The sequence below is a fragment of the Pseudoalteromonas sp. c7(2019) genome (genome assembly GCF_011378625.1).
GTDB classification, from domain to species: Bacteria; Pseudomonadota; Gammaproteobacteria; order Enterobacterales; family Alteromonadaceae; genus Pseudoalteromonas; species Pseudoalteromonas arctica.
This window is the reverse complement of sequence record NZ_WTKS01000003.1, coordinates 68,845-93,114: the sequence shown is the minus strand read 5'-3', so window position 1 is coordinate 93,114 and position 24,270 is coordinate 68,845. Positions and strand designations below refer to the sequence as shown.

Genomic DNA, 24,270 nt, shown 5'->3' with positions numbered 1-24,270 from the left:
GGTTACGGCGCAATAAAGAGATTAGATCTCTTCGAAAGGCTTTTCAGCAGCTTGTTTATTCAACTTTTGTTGTAAAAACTCAGGTGATTGTGTATTTTTCGATAGAGCATAATACGCAGCAGGTACAACAAAAAGAGTCAGCAGGGTAGATACAATAACCCCTGTAAACACAACTACACCAATTACCATACGGCTTTCAGCGCCGGGGCCTGAAGCAAAAACCAAGGGAACAGAGCTCATAACGGTTGTAAGTGATGTCATTATTATTGGGCGAAGGCGCTGGGTAGCCGCTTGTAGTATTGCTTCACTAAATTCAACGCCTTTATCGCGTAATTGGTTAGTAAATTCTACAATCAAAATACCATTTTTAGCACTTAAGCCTATGAGCATGACAATACCTATTTGGCTGTAAATATTTAAGGTAAGCCCTGTAGCCCAAAGCCCAAACATAGCGCCCATTAAACCAAGCGGTACGGTAAGCATAATGACAAATGGGTGCATAAAGCTTTCAAACTGCGCAGCAAGTACTAAAAAGGTAACGGTGAGTGCAAGTATAAATACGTAGGTCATCGCTGATGCGCCTTCGTAATAAAGCTGCGACTCACCTTTGTAATCTACTGCGCCATCTATATCGTTTTCTTGCGCGGCTACTTCGTTTAAAAAGTTAAGCGCTTGCTCAAGTGTATAGCCATCAGCTAAGTTGGCGCTTAATGTAATTGCGCGCATACGGTTGTAACGGTTTAAGCGCGATGCTGTTGCTTCTTCTTTTAAGCTGATAAGGCTATCAAGTGGAACTAGTTCACCGCTTCGTGATTTAAGGTATATATTTGAAATATCAGTAGGATTGGTAAAATCTTCTTTTGTTCCTTTTAAAATCACATCGTATTCTTCACCGCGGTCAATAAAGGTCGTAACACGGCGCTGGCCAAGCATTGTTTCTAGTGTACGGCCTACATCAGATACCGAAACGCCTAAATCGGCAGCTTTGTTTTTATCTATGCTGACTAAAAACTGTGGGAAGGTTTCTTTGTAATCATGATCGATTCTTACTAAACCAGGGTTTTGTTCAGCACGCTTTATTATACGGTCACGCCAATCGGCAAGTTGAGCGTAATCATTACCTTGCAGTACAAACTCAATTGGGCGAGATGAGCCACCACCACCAATACCACGGCGCATAATGGCAAATGCACGAACATCGGTAACTTCTTGCATTTTACCGCTTATTTCATCCATTACTTCCCACGTTGAGCGTTTGCGTTTATCCCAATCGGCCATACCCACAATCGCAACACCGCCGCTGCCACCCCAGCCAGGCACTCGAACAAGTACGCGACTTAGCTCACCGGCTTGCGAGTAAGGCATTAAGCGCTCTTCAATTTTAGCCATATTAGCGGCGTTATTTTCGTAACTTGCGCCCTCAGGGCCGCTCATCATAATAAAGAACGTGCCACGATCTTCTTTTGGCGTTAGCTCAGAAGGAACTTGTAAAAACAACGAGTAACTAACAAAGCCAGCTAATAATAAGCTCACCATTAAACCCCATTTACGGGTTATGTTGGTGGAGAGTGAATTACGGTAACTTACTTCAATTTTAGTAAACTGGCGGTCCATCCATTGGCTAAATTTATTTGGTTTGTCTGATACTTTAAGTACTTTAGAGCACAAGGCTGGTGCGAGAGTCAGTGCTGTAACACTTGAGAAAAATACGGCAGCACTTACCGCCATAGCAAACTCAGTAAATAATGCACCTATACGGCCATCCATAAATACTAATGGCACAAACACCGATATTAGTACAAGAGTGGTTGCTACTATAGCGAAACCTACTTCACGCGCGCCTCTAAATGCAGCTAGTAACGGCGGCTCACCCAGTTCAATACGGCGGTGAATGTTTTCAAGCATTACAATAGCATCATCTACTACTAAACCAATGGCCAGTACTAAGGCAAGTAAAGTTAGTAAGTTAATTGAGTAGCCCATTGCCAACAAAAACATAAAGCTACCAACAAGTGCGACCGGTACGGTGACCGCAGGGATAAGCGTTGCTCGTATATTGCCTAAAAACAAAAATATAACGAGTACGACTAAACCCATAGAGATGGCAAGTGTGCTGTAAACTTCATTAATAGACTCTTTAATAAATACAGACGAATCGTAGCTGTCTTGAATTGTAGTGCCTTCAGGTAGGTTGCGTTTGATTTTTTCAAGTTCGCTGCGTGCGTTATCTACTACGGTTAGTGTGTTTGCTTTAGCTTGTTTTACAATACCTAAGCCAATCATATTACGCCCGTTACCACGAAATAAGCTTTCGTCATCGGCAGCTTCTAAACGTACATCGGCAACTTCACCTAAACGTACTAAGTAACCTTCATCACCACGTTTAATTACCAGGTTTTTAAAATCGCGCTGATCTTTATAACTACGGGCAGTACGAACGGTAAAGTCACGATCTATAGATTCTATTTCGCCAGCCGGTAACTCAACGTTTTCTGTACGAAGTGTGTTTTCTATATCGCTTGAGGTAATACCCCGTGCTGCCATTGCTTGGCGGTTAAGCCAAATTTTCATTGCGTATTGGCGCTCACCACCAATACGTACATTAGATACACCATCTACTACGGCTAAGCGGTCAACAATAAAACGCTGCGCGTAATCAGATAGCTGTAACGAGTCCATTGTTTCGCTGTTTAATACAAACCAGGCGATTGGGCTTTCATCACTATTTGATTTAGATACTTCTGGCGGGCGTACCTGATCGGGCAAACTATCAAGTGCACGTGCTACACGTTCGCGTACATCGTTAGATGCTGCATCTATGTCGCGGTTAATATCAAACTCAATGGTAATGTTTGAACGCCCATTACGACTCGATGAGTTAATACTTTTAATACCTTCAATACCTGAAATTCGATTTTCTATTATTTGCGTTATTTTGGTTTCTATAATTTCGGCAGAAGCACCTGTGTATTCAGTGCTGATATTTACAATCGGCGTTTCAATATCCGGGTATTCACGAAGTGGCAGCATAGTAAACGCAACCAGTCCAAAAGTAAGAAGCAGTAAATTAATTACAATGGCAAAAACGGGGCGCTTGACGCTAGTATCTGTAATTTTCACGTATTACCCCTTTACGCTTACTTTACTTCCAGAGCGAATTTTTATTAGCCCCTCAGTAACAATTTGCTCGCCATCAGTTAGGCCTTCGTCGATAGCAACCCAGCCATTATTTCTGCTAGCAACATGCACTTCAATTTTATTAGCTATCCCATCTTGAATTTGAAAAACAAAGTGTTTGTCTTGCAAAGGTATAACCGCTTTTTCTGGCACCATTAAAGCTTGGTTGCTGCTTAGCTCAAGTGCTGTATTTAGTAACATACCAGGGCGAAGTAATCCTGATTTATTGGCAAAACTTGCTGTTACTTCAACACTGCGAGTAACCGAATCAATACGCGAGCTAATATGCGTTACCTTGCCGTTAAATGTTTGTCCTGGGTAGGCATCGTTTTGCGTAAGCACTTTCATGCCCATATTTAATTGTGCTAAATATTTTTCAGGTACTTTAAAGTCAACTTTAATAATACTAATATCATCAAGTGTTGTGATTATTGTTGTATTACTTACGTAAGCACCTATTGATATTTCACGCTTACCTAACAGGCCTGAAAAGGGCGCACTAATAGTCATTTCGTTTAATTTAGTTTTAGCGCTTTCTAGTTGGGCCTCTGTTGCATCAACACGAGATAACTGCTCTTCAAGTAACGACTTTGCCGTTGATTGCGAGCGTGAAAGTTCGGTTAGGCGATCTAACTGACGTTGTTCTTCACGTAAGTTAATGCCAAGCTCTTTAACGGCAAGCTGTTCTTGTTGGCTCTGTAACTGTACTAACTTTTGTCCTTTACTGACTAAGTCGCCGTCTTTAAAATATATATCTGTGACATAATCGTTTTGCGCACTTTTTATATAGATTGCTTGGTTTGCACGCGCGCTACCGATCGCTTCTATCATCACTGCGTTTTCCTGAGAAGTAACAGTATGAGCTGTTACTTGAGTAGACATTTGTGATAAATCGGCCTGTTCGCCGTGGCTAGCGGGTAGATATAAATAAACGCTAAATATTAGAAGTAACGTAATAATAAATGGAAAAAGTGCTTTACCTGATTGTCTTGAGTACATTGATTTCATACCTGAAAATGAATTGTAAGTATTGTACGAAATAAGACCGGGAAAAGACGGTTATGTGTCTCATAAATTTGTGCGTTAAGCGTAAAAGTAAATAAGATTTATTCATTGTTCCTATTTTGTTGAGGAAAAAGCGGTAATGTATGAAATTTAAAACCACCTGTAACTTATGTATAACAACAAGAAAGGTCATAATTTGGGCTGTTATTATGCTTGTTTTTTATATGGTGTTTTACCAATATGGATAAATCTAACAATGTCATTAAGTTTCGGGCACAAGGTGCGCGAAACGCAATTGAAGTGCTTGTTGCAGGTGCAATTGGTTTAGTTTTCATTATGTTGTTTAATTTACTGAGGCCGGGTGAGATTAGCATACTTGAAATATTTTTAGTGAGCTTGTGTATTGCCGCTATTTTTATTGGATATTTAAAAACTCAAGAGCCATATCATAGCCTTATATTAAATGAGTCTGAGCTCGTTTATTACCATAAGTACGGAGCTTGGTGTATGCCTCATAGTAACTTTAATCACAGTGGTATACCCAAAGTAGAAGATGGCTTTGATTACTTAGAATTAAATGCGGTTGGTATAAAGGTAAACGACATAGATGACTTTTTAACAAGCATAGCGCCTCGAATTGCAGGGAAATTATTAATAGAGCAGCGTAATTTATTTATGCAAGTTGTTCAAAAACATTGCAAAAATGGCAATTGCCCATCAGAATGGCTAATAGAAGATACACATTACACATCCCATAAAGGGATAAGCTATACTGGTCTTATAGCTATGTTTGCTAACAGGACTAAGCACCTTCAACTGTTAACCGGTTACGATTTATTACTACCAGCCAGTGTGTTAGATAGAGATATCTGGGCATTTAGTGCTAACTTAAATAAGTGGAAGCGCGAGCCTAGTCAGTTTATAGCGTCGCAAATTAATAATTAAACTGCGACTGTAGGAAAGAAAAATGAGTCAAGAGAGAGCCTTTTTAAAAAGTGGTCGAAACACCATAATACATAAAGATAAAAAGCATGATTTAGTGATTGTAAACTCTGAAATTCATCCTAAAATTAAAGTGACTCAACATGGCTTAGAGCCATTTAAAGAAGAGTTACCTAAAAACCGCCGTGATGCAAAAGATCGCTATTTAGAAATAGTCTATGTTGGAAGCCCTGATGTATTTGGCGAAGAAAAACAATTACTATTTATTCAAGCTTTAGATGGGCGTGAATACAAAGTAGATTACAGTAAAATCGGTACGAAGTTGTTTGTACGCATTCATCAAGATACATATATGTAGTACTTTAATGGCATCTTTATTGCTAGTAATTACACTATAGTAATTATTTGACATAATAAGGTGCTGCGTATGAAAGCGTTTGCTTTAATCCCCCTCATTTCTTGCGGTTTGCTGAGTGCGTGTGGAGGCGGTGGCGGTGATAGCGATAATACAGTTGTAGAAACATCTGTTAATGCTGGAACCGATTTACAAATTATCGAAAAAACTGAATTTACCATCACAGCACAAGGCTCCCCCGCTGATGGTACGTTTTCATGGCAACAAGTTAGCGGCCCAAGCTTAGAAGGTTTTCCGCTTGAAGGCGCTGAGCAAACATTGACAGCCCCTGACGTAAAAACTGATAGTGAAATAATCTTAAGAGTAAGCTATCAAAGCACCGGTAGTAGCGCTGTTAGTGACGACATTTCTATTTCAGTGAGCTCTAATAATCAACTACCACTTGCTGTTGCTACGCAAACATCTCCTGAAACACTTCCTTCTGTATACAAAGACACCGTGACTTTGAGCGCTCTTGAGTCGAGCGATCCTGATGATAATGGCCAAATTGATAGTTATTTGTGGCAACTGCTATCAGGTCCTGACTTAGATATTGCTAGCTTTAATGAGTCAACTCTTAGCTTTTCTCATCCTTTACTAGAAAGTAACGTAAATTTATCTTGGCAGCTAACAGTCACTGATGATGAAGGCGGTGAGGCGAGTACTCAATATTCAATGACGCTTAATAAAACAAATGAACTAGTGGATGCAAATGCAGGCGCTGATCAAAATGTCGAAGAGTTTGAAGAAGTAACGCTTGATGCAACGAATAGCGAAACTGTCACCTATACCTATCAGTGTAAGTGGCAACAACTTACCGGTAATAGCGAAACATTAAGTAATAGCGACCAATGTACAACGACATTTTTTGCCTCTGATGTAGATACTGAATCCACGTTGAGCTTTGAAGTAACGGTAACCGACTCAAAAGGACGCACCGATACAGATTCTTTATTTGTTGATGTATCACCAAAAGCGCTTGGGCTTATAAACGATAGTGGTGTTGGTGAGTGCTATAACAACACCCAACGCATTAACTGTGAAAGCGATGACTTTCCAGCGCAAGATGCTGAACTTGGACGCGATAGCTATGCAAACCGCTTAGATAAGGTTGGTAAAGGTAATTTAGCGTTTGATTACACTAAACTTAATCAGTTTGCGGATGAAGTTGGTGATGATAGTAGTGACTTTACCTGTATACGCGATAATGTTACTGGACTTGTATGGGAAGTAAAAACTGAATCCTCTGGAGTATTGCCAAATACAAGCTTGCGTGAGGGGCAAAATCATTACTTTTGGGATTTAGGCGACACTACTTTTACCGATACTAGTACAGCCAATTCAACTTGTCCGGATGATACGAGTTGTGGAGTACAAAGTTATATAAACGAAGTGAATAACTTAGATTTTTGTGGTGGTACAAATTGGCGGTTACCTACTTATACAGAGCTTTTAGGTTTAATTGATTATGGTAAACAAGGGCAAAGCATATTAATTGATGAGGTGTTTTTCCCCAATATGCCAAGTGAAAGTGCATTAAGTCACTTACGTTATTGGACTTCACAAACCGCAGCCGATGGTACAAGTTTATCGCAAGCGTACATTATTGATATGAGTGATGGTAACGATCTTGCTTATCCAAAAGAAAATACCGCGTATGTTCGTTTAGTTAGAAGCCGTTAGGAGAAAATAATGAAATTAAAATTACTCTATGCACTAGCAACTATAAGCTTGAGCTTTAATATTGCAGCGGCGCAAACGTGCTACGACGGTGCAGATACCACAACGCCGACAGATAGATTTACTATAAATACAGATGGCACAGTGTCAGATACCGAAACTGGCCTTATGTGGCAACGTTGTAGTTATGGGCAAATTTATAATACAGAGACGCAGCTTTGCGAAGGCTCTACACCTTCTCTTACTTGGCAAGAAGCACTACGCGGTGCTAAAAATGATACAACTGCAGATTACGATGATTGGCAAATGCCTAACATTAAAGAGTTGGCGAGTATTTTAGAGCACAGTTGCACCGAGCCGAGCATTAATGAAGAGGTGTTTTTTGGTACTAAGCTTCAAAACTATTGGTCAAATACATCGGGTGTGAGCACGATGAGCTCTGCATGGGTTTATCAATTTGATAGTGGGCTGAATAGCTTGCACGCCAAAACTAGTAATGTGTATTTACGGTTAGTTCGCTACGAAGAATAAAGTACTTACTAAGATTAGACAGATGAAAGTGCAGCCTTAAAACCGCTGCATTTTTTTGTTTTACATAAATTTACGTTATTTCAATAATAAAGCGCTTACAACGTTGTCACTTAGTGCGTTTTTTTGCCATTATAGGCCGTGATTTAATTACGAAGGAACATCACGGTGTATTTAAGCTATTTTGGCCTGAATGAAAAACCTTTTTCAATTTCGCCCAACCCTCATTACTTATTTTTAAGTGAACGACATAAAGAAGCCTTAGCACACCTTACCTATGGATTAGGTGAAGACGGTGGTTTTGTATTATTAACAGGCGAAGTGGGTACTGGTAAAACTACAATTACCCGCAGTATGTTAGAGCAGTTACCTGAAAACACGCAAGTAGCGATGATCCATAACCCAGCACTTTCAGAGCTAGAGTTATTGGCTAGTATTTGTGATGAGCTCAACATTAGTTACGATGCTAATAATGCGACGCTTAAAAGTCTTACCGATATTATAAAAAAGCACTTAGAGACCAATAATAAATCGGGTGGGCACACCATACTTATAATTGATGAAGCGCAGTTACTTGCCCCTAATGTGCTTGAACAATTACGCTTGCTAACAAATATAGAAACCGATCATAAAAAATTATTACAAATAGTATTGGTTGGTCAACCTGAGCTACAAGAGCTTTTAAAGCGCAATGAATTAAGGCAACTCGCCCAGAGAATAACAGCTCGTTACCATTTATTACCACTTACGCAAGGCCAAACAGTTGCTTACATAAAGCATCGGTTACATGTTGCAGGATGTGATAAAGGAATTTTTTCGATGGATGCCATGCAAGCTGTTCATCAATTAACCGGTGGTGTGCCACGATTAATGAACTTGGTATGTGAGCGAGCTTTGGTAGGCACTTTTGCAAAGCAGCAGTTGATAGTTGATAGCGATATAATAAAAAAATCAGCACATGAGTCATTACCCATGGATTTTGTAGCGCCAGTTAATGAGGCCAACAAAGCAACGTCATTTGTACCATATAGCCTTGCATTCGTTGCTTTATTTGCCGTAGGCATTGGGCTTTCATTTATTTTATAGTTAGGTAAGTTATGTCTTATTTATTAGATGCGCTAAAGCAGTCGCAGCAATCAGATATGAGTGCTGAGCAATACGACTTACAATCAGAGCAGTTAAAGCAACAGCAAGCACTAAAGCGTTATAGACGATTAGCGTTAGTATTTGGTACAAGCTTAGCTGCTTTTATTGCGGTAGCTGGTGGGTTTACTACTGGTAAGTGGTTACAAGGTACTACTTTATTAAACACATCGGAACCCGCTGTAATTAAGGTGGTTGAAAGCGAAAAATCGTCACCTAAAGAACAAGTTAAAGAGGTAGATGCCGCAGTTGAAAAGCAGCAAATAGCTAAGTTAGAACCCGCTAAAATAGCTCCAAATAATACTGCAACGATTGAAGGGCAACTTGTGCATGTGCAAACACCTAATGGTGTACAGCAAATGTTATTAACGCCTAATGGGCAATATATTCCTATGCCATCGAGTCCGGTCACGAGCGCAACGGGTTATAATCAGCAGAACGTGCAACAAGTAATGCCAGTTCAAAATTATAATCAGCCAGTATTTAATCCACAAAATAATTACAATCCAAATAATACACAGAACGCTTCGGTATTTGGGCAAAGTCAAAATACAGCATCAGCTCAACTAGATATGAGTAAATATAAAGTACTAGGTAAGCCAATTAATGGTAACAACCAATCTCAACAGATGAGCGATCCTGAGCTTGATGAGGTGCCTACAACACTTAAAAATGCGTTTGCGCAAGCTATACAAGACGTCGAAAAAAATCAGGATTATGAAGTTACCCATGCATCAAAAACGTCATCACGTGTTGAGCCTGTAGAATTACTACCAGATGGTTTGCAATCAATGTTGCCTAGTATTAAATATCAAGCGCATATTTATTCATCGAGTGCTGACAAACGTTGGATCAAGCTAAATGGCCGAGAGTTACATGAAGGAGAGAGCATAGGTGCTTTAACTGTAAGAGAAATTACACCTGAGCAAAGTGTACTTGATTTTGATGGTTATGAGTTTAGCTTAAAGGCTTTGCAAGACTGGCCGCAGTAAACGCTTAGCTATTATGTTGAGAGCTCGGTAGAATGTTGAGCTCTCAATATTGCTTAGGGTAATATTGAGTTTTTATAAAAGCGTTCTAAATCAATATTATATTCTTTAGGTTTCACCGCTGATTCAAGGGTATCTAAGGTTTTTTTATTAGATAAATCGATATCTTTTATCTCTGTATAGCGACTATGTTTGGCGCTGTAAAATGTTTTAACGATAGGCTTTAGTGGTGTACTGGGATTACTCTCGGTCACTAAACCAACTTTTTGACTCGATAATCTAACGAGCGTTCCTACCGGATGAATACCAATACATTGAATAAACTTATTAAGCAGCACGGGATCGAAGCTATCTGGGCATCCGTCTTTTAGTATTTTAAAGGCTTTTATTGGCTCCATGCCTGTTTTGTAAACACGTTCTGCGGTAAGTGCATCGTACACATCTACAATTGATGCCATACGTACGTACTGACTTATTTCGTCGCCCTTTTTACCAAACGGGTAGCCTTTACCATCAAGCCTTTCATGATGCATACCTGCAATATCAACCGCGATCCCCGTTAAGCCAGACTCTTCTAATATTTCTTTACTGAAAAGCGAGTGCATTTTCATTATTTTAAATTCATCATCGGTAAAGCGACCCGGCTTATTGAGTATTTCATCAGGGATTTTTATCTTACCAATGTCGTGTAAAAGTGCGCCGGTAGTCAGTTCAACGATAATGTTTTTTTCTATACCTAAATGCTTCGCGAAAATCCCCATTAATATCGATACATTAATAGAGTGCTCAAGTAGGTAAGCATCTTTTTGGCGCATTTGGGTAAGGCAGGCTAAGGCATCTTGGTTTCTAAAAACAGAGTCCATAAAGCCACTTGCCAGCTCTTTGAACGGTGCAATATCTATATCGCGGCCTGCTTTAATATCTTTAAATGCTTTTATTTGCAGTGTTTTAGCTTCGTCATACAGTTTTTTTGCCTTTCCCATTTCTTGTTCGGCACTGTGTGTTTTTTGCCAAGGGTCACGCTTTATTTTTGTTGCAGGTACAGCAATAGGAGCTTTTTCAGGGACTGATTCAATGAGGGTTTTATCAGGGTCGATTTCTACTTCTAAAATACCTGCTTTTATTAGGTTATTAATACCAGCCTGAGTTTTAACCCAGCCTTGATTTTTAATTTTAATACTGCCAGTTTGTCTAGTAACGCTTTGCACAAACATACCAGGCAGTAACTGACCTACAGGAATTATTTTCAAATTTATTACTTCTATTGTTAATCTTTCATTAAGCTAACAAATATATACGTTACTACCTAATAAAAAAGGCACTTTTCAGTGCCTTTTTTATTTTTTAGTTAAAAAGCATTAGCTTAATTATTCATCATCTTCAACAAGCGTCATTAGTGATGTGTTACCACCTGATGCTGTTGTATCAATACTGATTGTTTTTTCAGTAATAAGACGTTTGATTAATGTATCGTAATACTCAGAGCTAATTACCGGTAAAATAGCACCTTTACGCTGTGCAAGCTGTTGGCTAAAGTAGCCCAAGCGAGACGAGCGAGCAGCAACTACCGCACCGGCTAAATGAGGGTGCGCCAAAATAGCTTGTAACTGGTTAGGTTTAGCTACTTGGAAAACACCTTCTGCAACACCTGTAGAGATAAATTTATCTTTAAAGGCAACGGCTTCATCATAAAACAGCTCAGACGCTACAGTAATTACCGTATTACCTGCGGCAATAGCAGTAATGATAGACAATGCCCAGAAGTTAAATGATGTGCTCTTATCTGCATAACACACTACACAACCACGTGCTTCTAGATGAAGTGTATTAGACTCACCCGTTGGCCCAGGCAGGGTAGTAAACTTACGCATGTGCTTTTCAAGGCGGTTAAGCTGTGCACGTGCTTCTGATAATGTTAATGCTAAGTCGTCTGCTAAATCGTCGATAATTTCTACCGTCGCGATTTTAGCAAGCAACTGACGTACAGCCGAAACACGGTCGTTTAGTGGTGTTGCACGCCAGATTTTTTCATCGCGCATTGAGTTGGCCATTAGCTTTTTAACTTGCTCATTCGCACCGCTGTAGTGGTGTAAATCAAGTTCGTCAGGCGTTAGGTTAGTCATTTGTACGTTATCTGGTGATGCTTTTTCTTTTACTAAACGTTGTAGGTAGTTAGGGCCACCGGCTTTAGGGCCAGTACCTGATAAACCACGGCCACCAAACGGTTGCACACCAACAATGGCACCAATCATGTTTCGGTTAATGTAAACATTACCCGCACGTGACATTTTAGCAAGGTACTCACAGCGCTCTTCGATACGTGAGTGAACACCCATTGTCAGACCATAGCCTGTGTTATTTATTTGATCCATCACATCATCAAGTTCATTCGATTTAAAGCGAACAATATGAACACATGGGCCAAATACTTCACGTTTAAGTACTGATAAGTCTTTAATTTCGTATAAACGAGGAGCAAAAAAGTATGCGCCATTTTGAGTGTTATCAGGAATTTTACATTCGTAATGAAGTATAGAATTACCTTTTAAGTACTCAACGTGCTCGTTTAAGTTTTTAAGTGCTTTTTCATCAATTACAGGGCCAACATCAGTTGATAGTAACGATGGATCGCCAATGTGTAACTCAGCTAGAGCGCCTTTAAGCATTTCGATAATGCCATCAGCTACGTCATCTTGAATGAATAAAACACGAAGAGCAGAACAACGTTGGCCAGCACTTTGAAAACCAGAACTGATCACATCGTCAACTACTTGCTCAGGAAGCGCCGTTGAGTCAACAATCATACAGTTTTGGCCACCTGTTTCTGCAATTAACGGTACTTGAATATCGTTACGTGCAGCAAGTGTTTGAGAAATTAATGTGCCTGTTTCAGTAGAACCTGTAAACATAACCGCTTGAATGCGCTCATCTGGAACAATTGTTTTACCTACTTCTGAGCCGCGAGCGATAACAGGTTGAACAACGTGCTCAGGTAAACCAACAGATAGCATTAGTTCAATGGCACGAAGGGCGATTAAACTTGTTTGCTCAGCAGGCTTGGCAATTACAGTGTTACCTGTAACAATCGCAGCAGCAACTTGACCTAAAAATATTGCAAGCGGGAAGTTCCACGGGCTAATACATAAAATAACGCCACGGGCTTCAAAACGCTCATCTTTAGATAACTCTTCAGCGCGCGCTGCGTAGTAACGACAAAAATCAACCGCTTCACGTACTTCATCAATACCATCTTGCGCTACTTTACCCGCTTCTTTAATACAGATAGCGACTAGTTCATCATGATGACGCTCTAAAATGTCAGCAACGCGGCGCAGTAAATTAGCACGCTCTTTTACTGGTGTTTGTGACCATGATTCAAGTGCCGCTTCAGCGTTAGCCAGTAATACTTTCATCTCTTCGCCAGTTTGTAACTTAACGTGGCCGATGATTTCTTTGTGATTTGCTGGGTTTTTAACAGCCAATGAGCCTTCTGGTACTTGGCTTTGCTCAATTAAGTGCTCATTAAACCATGTTTCAAGATTCTCTTTGAAAGGGGTAATAACGTTAATATCGGTTAAATCCATGCCTTTAGAGTTAGCACGTTCTTCACCGTATAAATCAATTGGCATTTTGATTTGCGTATTGTACTTGTTACGCAGGCCTTGCAGTGTTTCTACAGGGTCTGGTAGTAATGATTCAACAGGTTTTGTTGTATCTACAATCGCGTTTACAAATGATGAGTTAGCACCATTTTCTAACAAACGACGAACAAGGTAAGCAAGTAGGTCTTCGTGTTGACCAACCGGTGCATATACACGACATTGAATTTTTTCTTCGTTAACGATTTGGTCGAATAATGATTCACCCATACCGTGCAAACGTTGAAATTCAAAACCAGTGTTATCGCCTTTCGCTACTTCTAAAATAGTCGCGGCAGTGTAAGCGTTATGTGTAGCAAATTGTGGATAAAGTACGTCGCGCGCTTCAAGCATTTTAATTGCACATGCTTTGTAAGAAACATCGGTTGTTGCTTTACGAGTAAATACAGGGAAATGCTCTAAACCATCTTGTTGTGTGGTTTTGATTTCAGTATCCCAGTACGCGCCCTTAACTAAACGTACCATCATCTTACGACCAACACGGGTTGCAAGGTCTGTTAGCCATTCAATTACAAAAATAGCGCGTTTTTGGTACGCTTGAACCGCTAAGCCAAATCCTTGCCAATCACCAAGATCTTCATCGCTAAATACCGCTTCAATTACATCTAATGAAATATCTAAACGGTCAGCTTCTTCAGCATCAACGGTAAAGCCGATATCGTATTTCTTAGCAGCAAGCGCAAGCTCTTTTAACTTTGGTACAATTTCTTCCATCACACGGTCTTTATGAGTGAACTCATAACGTGGATGAATAGCAGAAAGCTTAACTGAAATACCAGGGCTCTTAATTGGACCACGACCATTTGCCGCTTTACCAATCGAGTGTATAGCATTCATGTAGCTGTCAAAGTAACGCTTCGCATCTTTCATTGTGCGCGCGCCTTCGCCTAGCATATCGTAAGAATATACATAACCTTTTTGCTCTGTATCGGCAGCACGTTCAATTGCTTCGTCAATGGTACGACCCATAACGAATTGCTTACCCATAATTTTCATAGCAAAATTTACAGACTTACGAATAACTGGCTCACCTAAACGACCAATGGTCTTTTTAAGCATGCCGAACTGTTGTTCTTTCGTTTTGTCTGTGTAGTTAACCATTTTACCGGTAACTAATAATCCCCAAGAAGACGCGTTTACGAATAAAGAATCGCTGCTGCCTAAATGAGAGCTCCAATCACCTTTCGCTAACTTGTCACGAATCAGTACATCTTGAGTTGCTTTGTCTGGTACGCGAAGCAGCGCTTCGGCCAAACACATTAATACAACGCCTTCTTCACTAGAGAGTGAAAATTCATTTAAAAGCGCATCAACACCGCCTTGCCCATCTTGCTCTTTACGAATGTTTAAAACAATCTGGCGGGCTCTTTCCCAGGCACGACTTCGTGCTTTTACGCCTACTTCTGCAAGCGGTAAAATATGATCAATAACCGCATTTTCATCTATGCGGTAGAAGTCACGGATTCTTTGTCTAATAGGACAAATCGTTGTTAAATCGCCGTTGAATAACATAAGCAACCCTCAGGAGTGTTAAGAATTAAAGTAAAATTAATTACCAATAAATTACCAGTGATATTGTGAGTGCATTCTAATTAAATTTCAGCAGAATATGCTGGTTAAATTTCGCGTTTTACGATAATTTACAGGGCATAAATTTAACTTATCCGCATAAAATTCTGTTATGACAATTCCAAATAGATTACGCATGCTAGATCGTATTGATTTAGCCATACTAGACGTTCTACAAAAGAACGGCAGAATTTCAAATGTTAACCTCGCAAAACAGGTTAATTTGAGTGCAAGCCCGTGTCTTGATCGTGTAAAACGATTAGAGCAAGAAGGCTATATCGAAGGCTACTACGCTAAGCTTAGCGAAGCAAAGCTTAATCAAAGCTTAGTAGCACATGTTCAAGTGTCGCTTGTTGCTTCAAATACAGCAGTATTTAAGGTATTTAGAGAGCATATACTAAGAATACAACAAGTCGTTGAATGCGACATGGTGGCAGGCGGTTATGATTATTTATTAAAAATCCGCGTTTCTAATATGGAAGAATATAGACAAGTTCTTGGCGACTTAGTCGATATTCCCGGCGTGGGCACTCATCATACTTATATGGTGATCGAAAAGATTAAAAAAGACGAAGGGCTGCTAATCGACATTTAAGCTTTTCTCAAGTAATAAAAAACCGCAATTGCGGTTTTTTATTTTAGTAGATAAAGGCTATACCAAATAGTTAGTACATCACCTTATACATAATTTATTACGACCTTCCGACTTCGCTCTATATAAAGCCGTATCAGCCGCGCATATTAATGCCTCAGATGTCCTGTACTGATTATCGTATTCACACGCTAAACCCTGGCTTACACTTATCTTTACATTCGCTGGCAAACCAATATCTCTAAAATTAATGTTGAGTATTTTTTCTTGAATACGTTTTGCGATCATTTCTGCATTTGAGACATGTGAGCGGGGTAATACAACAGCAAACTCCTCACCACCATAGCGTGCTACTAAACTATCTTTTGAGGGGAGGCAGTCTTCAATTGTTTGAGCTACTTTTTGCAAACATTTATCACCCTTTACATGACCAAAATTATCATTAAACAGTTTAAAAAAATCAATATCGATCAAGATAAAACTCAAAGGCTGTTTGTCTACTATGCATTCTTGCCAATTTTTAATAATCGCCTTCTCTAAAGTGCAGCGATTAGCGACGCCTGTAAGGTGATCTATTTTGGCTATGTTTTCGAGTACTTTATACTTTTTAACATGCCTAGAAATATCATGCATAATACAAATAAATAGAGGGATATTGTTTGTAGTTGATGCGGGTATACAAGAAATTGAGAGCTCTATATCTAAACAGTTACCATTGTTTTTTATTATTTTAACTTCTTTCGGGCCATGATTGAGTGGTGTTTGATAGTTGTTTTTCCAACTTTCAAACATGTATTGATAGTCATCGCGATACTGTTCTTGTAAACAATCTTGCCATTTTTTACCTATTAATGAGTCAGACGTAACATTAAAAAAACGAGCTGCAACGGGATTTACTGATTCAAACACTCCATCTGCATTAACAATAAAAATAGCATCGGCCATCACATTAGTGACATTAATAATTGCGCTTATTTTTTCATTGTTAACGGTATTAGAAATGCTGCTGATTAATGCAGATACAGCGTTGTCGGTGTTGTTTGCTCTGCTATTTTCATTATTGTTAGACATGGTGTTGCTCATTTTTATTGTTAATGAAACTTTATGTCTAGGAGTTTATTTAATTTATGGGTTTTAAACCTTTCGGTAACCTTCTGATTTAAGTTATTGTTATTTAATGTTTATTTAGGGGCGTTTTTAAAAAATTGCACCGCAATTAATAGGCCAGTGCAATTTAAAAAGAAGCGTTGCTAATTAGAGTTCTTTTTCATTCTTAACTTGAGGATCGGCGCTTTCATATTTTTTGCCATTACACTCAACGTTAAAGATTAAGCATACAGATCCATTATTTTCGTCTGTGTCGGTAATGATAATTGTGTGGCCGTTATCACTTACTTTATAGCTGAAGTCTTGGGCGCATGGTTTTTGTGTGTCGATATCGGTGATAGTAGCGCCAGTAAATACGAAACCATTTTGAATTGTGGCGTCGTCTAAATTGTAGTTGCCAGCGGTTTCGGTTCTTACAACACCACCGCCAGTAGCGGGTTCGCCATTTTTTGTATAACTAAAAATAGCTTCACCGTTGTTAAGTTTAATATTTACTTGAAAGTCGACATTTTCTAGGGTGTTATTCATATCATTTCCTTTATGAGTAATTATAGTTGGAAGTTCGTAATGCCTAATTTAACTAGGCTTGTTTTTATTTCTGATATCTCGTCTTCTCTGTTTAAACAGGTATAAGCTTGTACTAGTGGGTATGTTATTTTTACGCTCTGACTTGTTTTTGCTGCTTCAGAAATAGTTTTGATAGCACTTAAGCAAAATTGCTCTCGCTGTTTATTAGTTGTAGCTAAGTTCGCTTTGATTAAGTTTATTCTTGTATGTACTAAGTAATCACCAGTTCTAGTTAGGTTGGCTAATTGATGTGTGTAGTTTTCATTATTCTCAAGCTCAGTTAATAACTCCTGTGCTTTGAGTGGTGATTGTCTATTTATAAAATATTGAATCAGTGTAATTTGTGTATTGATAGTGCTGGTATTTTTAAAATTTTGAGATTTTAAAAAATTAATTATTTTTTCAATTGTTGAGTCAGTACTTTCATCAGTAGATAGCATTAGTGAATGTGCTAAAGAGCGATAATACATAAGCTGAAATTTATTGTTTTTTGGATCTTGTACTAAAGCTTCATTGATAACTTGATTAGCCAAGCTGGCTTTTTTATGAGCCATCCGTTTATCACTCAAATAGCTCAGTAAATAACTTTGTTGCATATATATGTTTGCTGACGTGTAAAAAAGGCTTGCATCACTAGGGTAGTTAGCAGTCAATTTTGTGATTACCTCAACTGCACCTTCCAATATATTAACTGCTTCATTAAAGTTACTTAGCTTCTCTTCTGTTTTTGCAAGCCAACTAATCGTATCTGATTTATCTCGAAGTAAATTTTTGTTATTCGGTTTTAGTTCAAGTGCTTTATTTTTAAGTAAAAGCGACTCTGTAAAGTTCTTTTTTGCAGCGCTGTAGTCAGACTTTTCTATGTATAAAGAACCTAAAGAATTAGATGAATACGACAATTCCATAATGGAGTTAAAATCATTGGCTGCCAGCGCATACATTTTTTTACTGTAAGCGTGGTATTTTTTAAACATTTGCTCAGTAGCTTGATGATCATTTTGATCATAAGCTAATTGACCAAGCCAAAAGGCATTGGCACCTGCAAGCGTGAGTAGCTCTAAGTTGTTAGGCTGTATTTTTAATAATGCCTCAAGGCGGGTGCGGGCGTTTTCAAAGGCGGTAAAGGCTTCATCGGTTTTACCTCGGGAATAAGCTACTTCACCCATTGCTTCGAGGGTTTGTGCGTACTGAAAACGGTTGTTAAATTGTGCTTTATTATCGCTAAAGCTAAAGAGTGAACCTGATTCGTCTGTTTGATTTGTAAAATACTCAAGTGCTTTATTACTAATACCATCAAGTAAGTCCATACGTTCAACGCTACGTAATTTATCGGCAAAGTCACCCACCATAAACCCTAGTAAGCTTTCGGCCTCAAGCTGTTTCTTTTGCGCATGTTGTTGGGCCTTAAAACTAGTAAAGCTCATTAATAACGCGGTAAATGTAAGTAAGCACAATAAAGCAACGGTCACTCGTTTTACTCTTATTTTTGTTTTTGTTTTTTTAATAGAGCTTTTGATAAGAGTGTGCTCGTTATCATCTAATTTAAACAGTTTGTCGTTTAGTAATAGCTGCGCTTCTTGTAGCGGTTTACCTGGCGCTAGGAGGTAAGCACTACTTTTACCTTCATCTATCCAATTTTGCGCTTGGTGTTGTAAACGACTTTTTATTGCTAAGGCATCTTTATGGTCATTAATCCATTGTTTTGCGCGCGGCCATTGACGTAATAATGCCTCGTGAGCAAGGCTAAAGCAGGCTTCTTGGTTTTGTAAATGCGATACAAATAAACGGCTATCGACCATGGCTTGCACAAGCTCTTTTTGGCTTGTGTTCGTTAATGTTTGCCAGCGGGCAGCGCGGCTCGTAATGGTTTTACCATCTGGATTTAAAGTGATCAGCTGTGATAACACGCTTTTTAGTTGCTGTTGTTGCTCGTTGCTGAGGTCAATAAATATATCTTCTGCTTTTTTGCCTATAGCTCCCTCAATACCCCCGAGTTTTGTGTAAACACTGTGCAGTAGCTCGTTATTATCACTGCGCTGTAAGTACAGCTCTTGCAATGTGTATTGCAGCATGGGCAGTGCGTCAGGGTTATTGGCTGTATCGGCGCACAATATTTCATCCAGTGGTGTTTGGGTTTGTGGGTCATTGGAGAACGTTAAATTAGCGGTTAGCGCTGGCAGGCGAATAATTTGTTGAAGCTCTTGGCGGTTTGGCGGTGTTAAATCGTAGTGGGCGCCATGAGCTTTGCCTGCCATTAGACTTGGTTGTTCAACGACTAAAGGGTAAAAGTCGTTACGACACGCACTAAATACAATCACAGTTTTAGAGGTTGCTAAGCGCTCAATAACTGATAAAAAATGGCTGCGTGTTTCGCTACTAAATAAAGGAGAAGAAAGCAGTACTTCTAAGCGGTCAATAAATAAAAATAACTGGGGTGTTTTAAGTTGTGTAGAGGCTTTGCTAAGTGCAATTTGTATGGCGTTGATTACGCCATCGATTGCCAATTCTAGTTGCTCTGCCAGTGTTTGCGCGCTTAATCCTTCAAATACAGGAAGGCCATTTATATCCCAATCAAGCAATGCAGAAGCTAAATCTAAAAAAAGTCTATTTTTATGAACATCTGCAAAGTCGAGTTGGCTATAAGAAATAACCCCAATGCCGTTATAGCCTCGCTCATCTAGGAGTTTTGGTAAAATCCCAGCATTAACAAGCGAAGATTTACCCGTACCGCTAGGGCCAAGTATTAAGCAAAAAGCACGACCAAATTTAACTTGGCTCGATATTCTATTGAGTAACGTTTCTATAGATTGATTGCGGCCAAAAAATAGGTTTGTATCGCTTGGGTTGTAGGCGCTTAATCCTAAAAAAGGAGAGCCACCTTGCCATGTGTTTTCACTTTTTTTTATATCTTCAGCCAGAGGAAACTCAAGTTTTGCAATAACGCGGTAACCACGTTTGCGAATAGTTTCTATGTAGGTGGGTTCACTTGCTTTATCACCGAGGGCTTTTCGTAACTGGGTAATTGTTTTATGCAGCGGGTTATCGCCGACCTCAACATTTTTCCAGCATTGATCTAATAGCTCGTCAGTAGTAACAATTTCGCCTTTTTGGAAGCAAAGATGAACTAACACATCCATGGCTTTTGGTTCTAACTGTTTATTTTTTTCTGCACGCTGAAGAGTATTTGACTGGGGATTGACTTGCCAATCACCTAAATAAAAAGGGCTGCGATTCATAATGGCTCATTATTGTTATTATGTAATTAAAGCGAGTGATTAGCCGACTTTTTTAACCAAGTCTTTATATTACAGATAAAATAACAAACAGATAAGGAGTTTTTACGCAGTAAAAGAAGTTTATTGATGTGGGTAATTCAATATTGAATTACCCACTGGATTTTATGACTCTATATCGCTTTTATTTATAGTAATGACGCGTTGAGGGAATGGGATTTCAATATCAGCGTTATTAATTGCTTTATAAACACCGCCATTAATAGCCAGTTTGGTTTCAATAATTTTAGTGGTAGGTACCCAATATCGGTAGCTTATTGTAACGCCGCTATCGGCGAAACGTTCAATACCCACTTGTGATAACGGATTCTGTGCAACTAATTCATGGGCTTTAAGTACGTCTTCAATAAGGCTAATCGCATTATCAGAGCAAGCACTATAGGCTATATCTATTTCACCTTTGACCAATGAGTAACTAAATGAGTTATGAAGTATTTCACCTACTATATGCTTATTTGGAATGGTGATTTCTACTTTTTCTTCATTGATTAAAATAGTGTAGCCAAGCTCAATTGTTTTAACTTGGCCGCTTACATTTTTAACTTCAATAGTATCACCAACAACAAAAGGTCGAGTGGCTATAATGGCAAGGCCCGCACCATAGTTAGAGAGCATTCCTTGCAGCGCTAAACCAGCACCTAAAGATGCAGCACCAATAGCTGCTACAAATGGCGTAACGCTGATACCTATTTTGCCAAGTGCAATAATTATAACCATTACAATTAGGAGTACTTTTACCACGCTACTGACAAAGTTAGTAAGCGTAATGTCAACGTTATGACGGGTCATTAACGCGGCTACAAATTTGGCAAGCTTTTGTGCTATCCACAAACCAATGAGGACGATAAAAATAGCGCCAACAATTTGCATACTGTAGGTAACCATATACTCAGTAAGCATGGTGTAATATTTTTCAAACTGTTCGATTTCAGAACTGATCATAAAGCGCTCTATGTTAGGGCTATGTTGTATTTTTCCAACTATAGCAAAATGTTGACTAAAAATGGATATAACAGCGGCACTATAATTGCTGTTAATAAAGCACTTAGCGCCATTGCAACTGAGGAGTAAGCGCCTACTTTTGGATGTTCAGCAATAGCAGCAGCAGTCCCAATTGCATGACAAGCTGTGCCCATTGCAACACCTTGAGATTCGTGATTAAAAATATTAATGAGTTTAAAAAGCATAAAACCAAATAAAGCGCCTAGTAAACCAATAAAAATAACTAAAGCCGCAGCAAGAGAGCTAATCCCCCCTAATGAGTCAGTAACAATTAAAGATATTGGGGTTGTGACACTGAGTGCGGCAACAGATGCACTTAGCTGCGCAGGCGCATTAAATAATATACTTAGCAAAAATGCCACAACGGTTGCGTTAACAATACCTAAGCTACATGTTGCGACTATGAGTAATAGGTTTTTTCGTACGTGTGTAAACTGCTGATATAAAGGAAGCGCTAAAGCCACAATCGCGGGCTCTAATAACCAGCTTAGTAATTTGCTGTGCGAGGCAAATTGCGTATAAGGCAAATTTAGGTTAATTAGTAATAAAGCGATAACACTAATACTTAAAAATACGGGGTTAGTGAGCGATTTAAATACGCTGTTTTTTATACTTTGGTTTACGGCCCTTAGTGCTAAAAACAATACAATAATAAAAGGAATACTTAGCCACCATAAATTAGGCTGTAGCTCTGAAATAGCGGAAAAAGTAAAATCAGTCATTATTTTCTCTTCCCTTAAAGTTCGCAATTACACTGCTAACAAGCAACAAGGTAGTTATAGGGACTAGCACCACAACTGAGGCTAAAAATGCCCAGTGCGATTTTATAAGGCCGAGATGTTCAATAAATCCCACACCCGCAGGAATGAAAAAGATAGGCATAATATTTAAAATAGGGGAGGCGCATGGTTTTACATGTTGCTCTTTTACAATACCCGATAAGAGTAAAACTAATAAAATAACCATAGCAAGTAACGGTGCAGGAAAGCTTCCACCAATAAAGTGCATAGTGAGTTTAGCGCAGGCTAAACATAGTAAAATAATAGCGCTACTGAGCAGATATTTCATCAAAGTGGCCCACAGAAAAGATAAGAGCTTAACTTTAACAAATCAAACTCTTTTATGCATTGTGCAATAGTCTACCAGTGCTTTGTATTTGCGTAGGTTATATTCGCTTTTCCTTTTGCTTTAGCAATTGCTTTTTTAGTGTTTGGGTTTAGCAATAAGCGAATTTGGCTGAAGGTTTCTTTAGCGAGTATTTTTCGTTGGTTTGGTTTATAGCTAAGTTGTGTAATGCGTTTAATTGCAGCGAGCGTATCTGGTGAACGCTCAAGTAATGTATCGAGCATGTTTTGCGTTGCTTGCTGAGTATCATCGGTAAGTTTAGTAACCAAACCTAGCTCATTTGCTTGTTGTGCAGTGATTGGGTTTGCGTGGCTTGCAAGCCAAAGTGCTTGGTCGCGCTTAACTAAACCGCTCATCATTACATTTGCGCCCATATCGGGGCACAATCCCCAACGCGCTTCCATAATGGCAAGTTTGGCATCAATATGAACAACCCTGTAATCTGCCCCCAAAGCTATTTGCAAACCCCCCCCTAAACAGTTGCCATCAATTTGTGCAATAACGGGCACACTCAGTGACTGCCAGCCTAATACTACTTTTTGCGCTAAATTTTGATTGCCAGGTAACCATTTAAGCAATAATTTCACTATGTTCATTGGTGTAGCCATTACTGCAGATATATCAAGGCCTGCACAAAAATGCTCGCCATCGCCTTTTATTACCACAGCACGAATACTGCGATCTCTTTTTATATTTTTAATGACTTTGTTTAGCTCTACAAACATTTCAAAACTTAATGCATTTTGTTTTTTTGCTCTGCTAAGCGTGACGGTTGCAATGCCATTTTGTCTTTCTAGTTTTATCATTACACACTCCTCTGACCTGTTGCTTGAGCTTATGTTGTTATAGGAATTAAGTAAAGTGACGGTATTTTTTAAATAAATGGAATTTATTGCTAAAGCCGTAGTCTTAAAGGATTGGTTTTAGATGAGAAAAGGCTAAACAATTCGGACCTAAGATAATAAAAATATTTTACGTTGTTATTTTAACTTAAATAATAAAAGTAATCTTTATATTCAATAGGTTAGGTGAGTTGTTATTTGTCGTTTTAGTTGTATGCTGAATAAAGCATGACTCGGTTACAAAAAAGTCAGTGTTTTACGCTTTTTTTTATCAAAATGATGATGAGATTTGATAATATAGCGCAACTTAAAAGCTTAAGGTTAAGCACATATGTCGGGTCCACGTTTATATACGGTAGAAGAAGCTACTCACCAAGCTTATGATATTTTTTTAGAGTTAGCGCCAAATAACTTGAGTGAAAAAGATGTTGAAGACTTTAATGAGTTTAGAGAAGACCTAGGCTTTATTGAAGAAGACGAGCCAGATGACCAGTGGCAAGACTTTGTAGCCCTTGAAATAGAGCCAGAGCACTTTATTCAGGTGTTGGTTGGTTTAGAATTTGAAAATGATGATGTTTTGTTTGCTAAAATTTTGATTAGTCGTGATAAAGATGCTCCGTTTTGTCATATTTTATGGAAAGAAACTGAATAAGCAA

19 protein-coding genes are annotated in these 24,270 nt (G+C 38.9%); 8 read left to right on the top strand and 11 right to left on the bottom strand.

The features are described from left to right. Window positions 1-21 precede the first annotated feature (21 nt). Together GQR38_RS04085 and GQR38_RS04080 are read right to left on the bottom strand one after the other, a co-directional pair. On the bottom strand, window positions 22-3,120 hold the full coding sequence (locus GQR38_RS04085) for an efflux RND transporter permease subunit (RefSeq protein ID WP_010553194.1): 3,099 nt from the start codon (window positions 3,118-3,120) through the stop codon (window positions 22-24). Window positions 3,121-3,123: 3 nt separating this feature from the next. Then, window positions 3,124-4,176: an efflux RND transporter periplasmic adaptor subunit gene (locus tag GQR38_RS04080; protein WP_024590017.1), complete on the bottom strand. Its 1,053-nt coding sequence runs from the start codon at window positions 4,174-4,176 to the stop codon at window positions 3,124-3,126. Between the two features lie 246 nt (window positions 4,177-4,422). Between GQR38_RS04080 and GQR38_RS04075 the strand changes: the two genes are divergently transcribed. The 6 genes from GQR38_RS04075 (at window position 4,423) to GQR38_RS04050 (ending at window position 9,861) form a co-directional block, all read left to right on the top strand. Further along, a complete protein-coding gene (locus GQR38_RS04075) occupies window positions 4,423-5,127 on the top strand; it encodes a DUF2982 domain-containing protein (RefSeq protein ID WP_165721048.1) in 705 nt (234 codons plus the stop codon). 22 nt (window positions 5,128-5,149) lie between these two features. Beyond that, window positions 5,150-5,482 carry a hypothetical protein gene (locus GQR38_RS04070; RefSeq protein WP_007581673.1) on the top strand — a complete coding sequence of 111 codons (333 nt, stop codon included), beginning with the start codon at window positions 5,150-5,152 and terminating at the stop codon, window positions 5,480-5,482. 69 nt (window positions 5,483-5,551) lie between these two features. After that, window positions 5,552-7,201 carry a DUF1566 domain-containing protein gene (locus GQR38_RS04065; protein WP_165721047.1) on the top strand — a complete coding sequence of 550 codons (1,650 nt, stop codon included), beginning with the start codon at window positions 5,552-5,554 and terminating at the stop codon, window positions 7,199-7,201. Window positions 7,202-7,210: 9 nt separating this feature from the next. Further along, the gene (locus GQR38_RS04060) at window positions 7,211-7,729 is read left to right on the top strand and encodes a DUF1566 domain-containing protein (protein WP_165721046.1); all 519 of its coding nucleotides are present in this window, start codon (window positions 7,211-7,213) and stop codon (window positions 7,727-7,729) included. Window positions 7,730-7,894: 165 nt separating this feature from the next. After that, the gene (locus GQR38_RS04055) at window positions 7,895-8,812 is read left to right on the top strand and encodes an AAA family ATPase (RefSeq protein ID WP_024592309.1); all 918 of its coding nucleotides are present in this window, start codon (window positions 7,895-7,897) and stop codon (window positions 8,810-8,812) included. An 11-nt stretch (window positions 8,813-8,823) separates the two neighbouring features. After that, window positions 8,824-9,861, top strand: a complete 1,038-nt coding sequence (locus GQR38_RS04050; RefSeq protein ID WP_121954208.1) for a general secretion pathway protein GspB — start codon at window positions 8,824-8,826, stop codon at window positions 9,859-9,861. 53 nt (window positions 9,862-9,914) lie between these two features. Here the strand turns inward: GQR38_RS04050 and GQR38_RS04045 are convergent, their stop codons facing one another. Beyond that, the gene (locus tag GQR38_RS04045) at window positions 9,915-11,108 is read right to left on the bottom strand and encodes an HD-GYP domain-containing protein (RefSeq protein WP_165721045.1); all 1,194 of its coding nucleotides are present in this window, start codon (window positions 11,106-11,108) and stop codon (window positions 9,915-9,917) included. Between the two features lie 117 nt (window positions 11,109-11,225). Further along, window positions 11,226-15,029, bottom strand: coding sequence for a bifunctional proline dehydrogenase/L-glutamate gamma-semialdehyde dehydrogenase PutA (gene putA, locus GQR38_RS04040; RefSeq protein ID WP_010553201.1), 3,804 nt, complete (start codon window positions 15,027-15,029; stop codon window positions 11,226-11,228). 169 nt (window positions 15,030-15,198) lie between these two features. Between putA and GQR38_RS04035 the strand changes: the two genes are divergently transcribed. Continuing rightward, window positions 15,199-15,681 carry a winged helix-turn-helix transcriptional regulator gene (locus GQR38_RS04035; protein WP_024590009.1) on the top strand — a complete coding sequence of 161 codons (483 nt, stop codon included), beginning with the start codon at window positions 15,199-15,201 and terminating at the stop codon, window positions 15,679-15,681. A gap of 78 nt (window positions 15,682-15,759) precedes the next feature. On the opposite strand, the gene GQR38_RS04030 is transcribed toward GQR38_RS04035, so the two are convergent. The 7 genes from GQR38_RS04030 to GQR38_RS04000 all read right to left on the bottom strand — a co-directional run bounded on the left by GQR38_RS04030 (window position 15,760) and on the right by GQR38_RS04000 (window position 23,578). Next, window positions 15,760-16,749 carry a sensor domain-containing diguanylate cyclase gene (locus GQR38_RS04030; RefSeq protein WP_024609015.1) on the bottom strand — a complete coding sequence of 330 codons (990 nt, stop codon included), beginning with the start codon at window positions 16,747-16,749 and terminating at the stop codon, window positions 15,760-15,762. Window positions 16,750-16,932: 183 nt separating this feature from the next. Further along, window positions 16,933-17,313: a DP-EP family protein gene (locus tag GQR38_RS04025; protein WP_121954205.1), complete on the bottom strand. Its 381-nt coding sequence runs from the start codon at window positions 17,311-17,313 to the stop codon at window positions 16,933-16,935. Window positions 17,314-17,333: 20 nt separating this feature from the next. Next, the gene (locus GQR38_RS04020; protein WP_165721044.1) at window positions 17,334-20,588 is read right to left on the bottom strand and encodes a winged helix-turn-helix domain-containing protein; all 3,255 of its coding nucleotides are present in this window, start codon (window positions 20,586-20,588) and stop codon (window positions 17,334-17,336) included. A gap of 162 nt (window positions 20,589-20,750) precedes the next feature. Continuing rightward, entirely contained in the window at window positions 20,751-21,587 is an 837-nt protein-coding gene (locus GQR38_RS04015) for a mechanosensitive ion channel family protein (protein WP_165721043.1), read from the bottom strand. Window positions 21,588-21,625: 38 nt separating this feature from the next. Continuing rightward, complete coding sequence (locus tag GQR38_RS04010; protein ID WP_165721042.1) at window positions 21,626-22,369, bottom strand: LrgB family protein; 744 nt, start codon at window positions 22,367-22,369, stop codon at window positions 21,626-21,628. Further along, window positions 22,362-22,715, bottom strand: coding sequence for a CidA/LrgA family protein (locus GQR38_RS04005; RefSeq protein ID WP_024590004.1), 354 nt, complete (start codon window positions 22,713-22,715; stop codon window positions 22,362-22,364). Before GQR38_RS04005 ends, GQR38_RS04010 begins: the two co-directional genes overlap by 8 nt. Window positions 22,716-22,786: 71 nt before the next feature. Further along, window positions 22,787-23,578: a crotonase/enoyl-CoA hydratase family protein gene (locus GQR38_RS04000; RefSeq protein WP_165721041.1), complete on the bottom strand. Its 792-nt coding sequence runs from the start codon at window positions 23,576-23,578 to the stop codon at window positions 22,787-22,789. Between the two features lie 367 nt (window positions 23,579-23,945). On the opposite strand from GQR38_RS04000, the gene GQR38_RS03995 reads away from it, so the two are divergent. Next, window positions 23,946-24,266 (top strand): HI1450 family dsDNA-mimic protein, encoded by a 321-nt coding sequence (locus GQR38_RS03995; protein WP_007581697.1) that lies wholly within the window; start codon window positions 23,946-23,948, stop codon window positions 24,264-24,266. Window positions 24,267-24,270 lie beyond the last annotated feature (4 nt).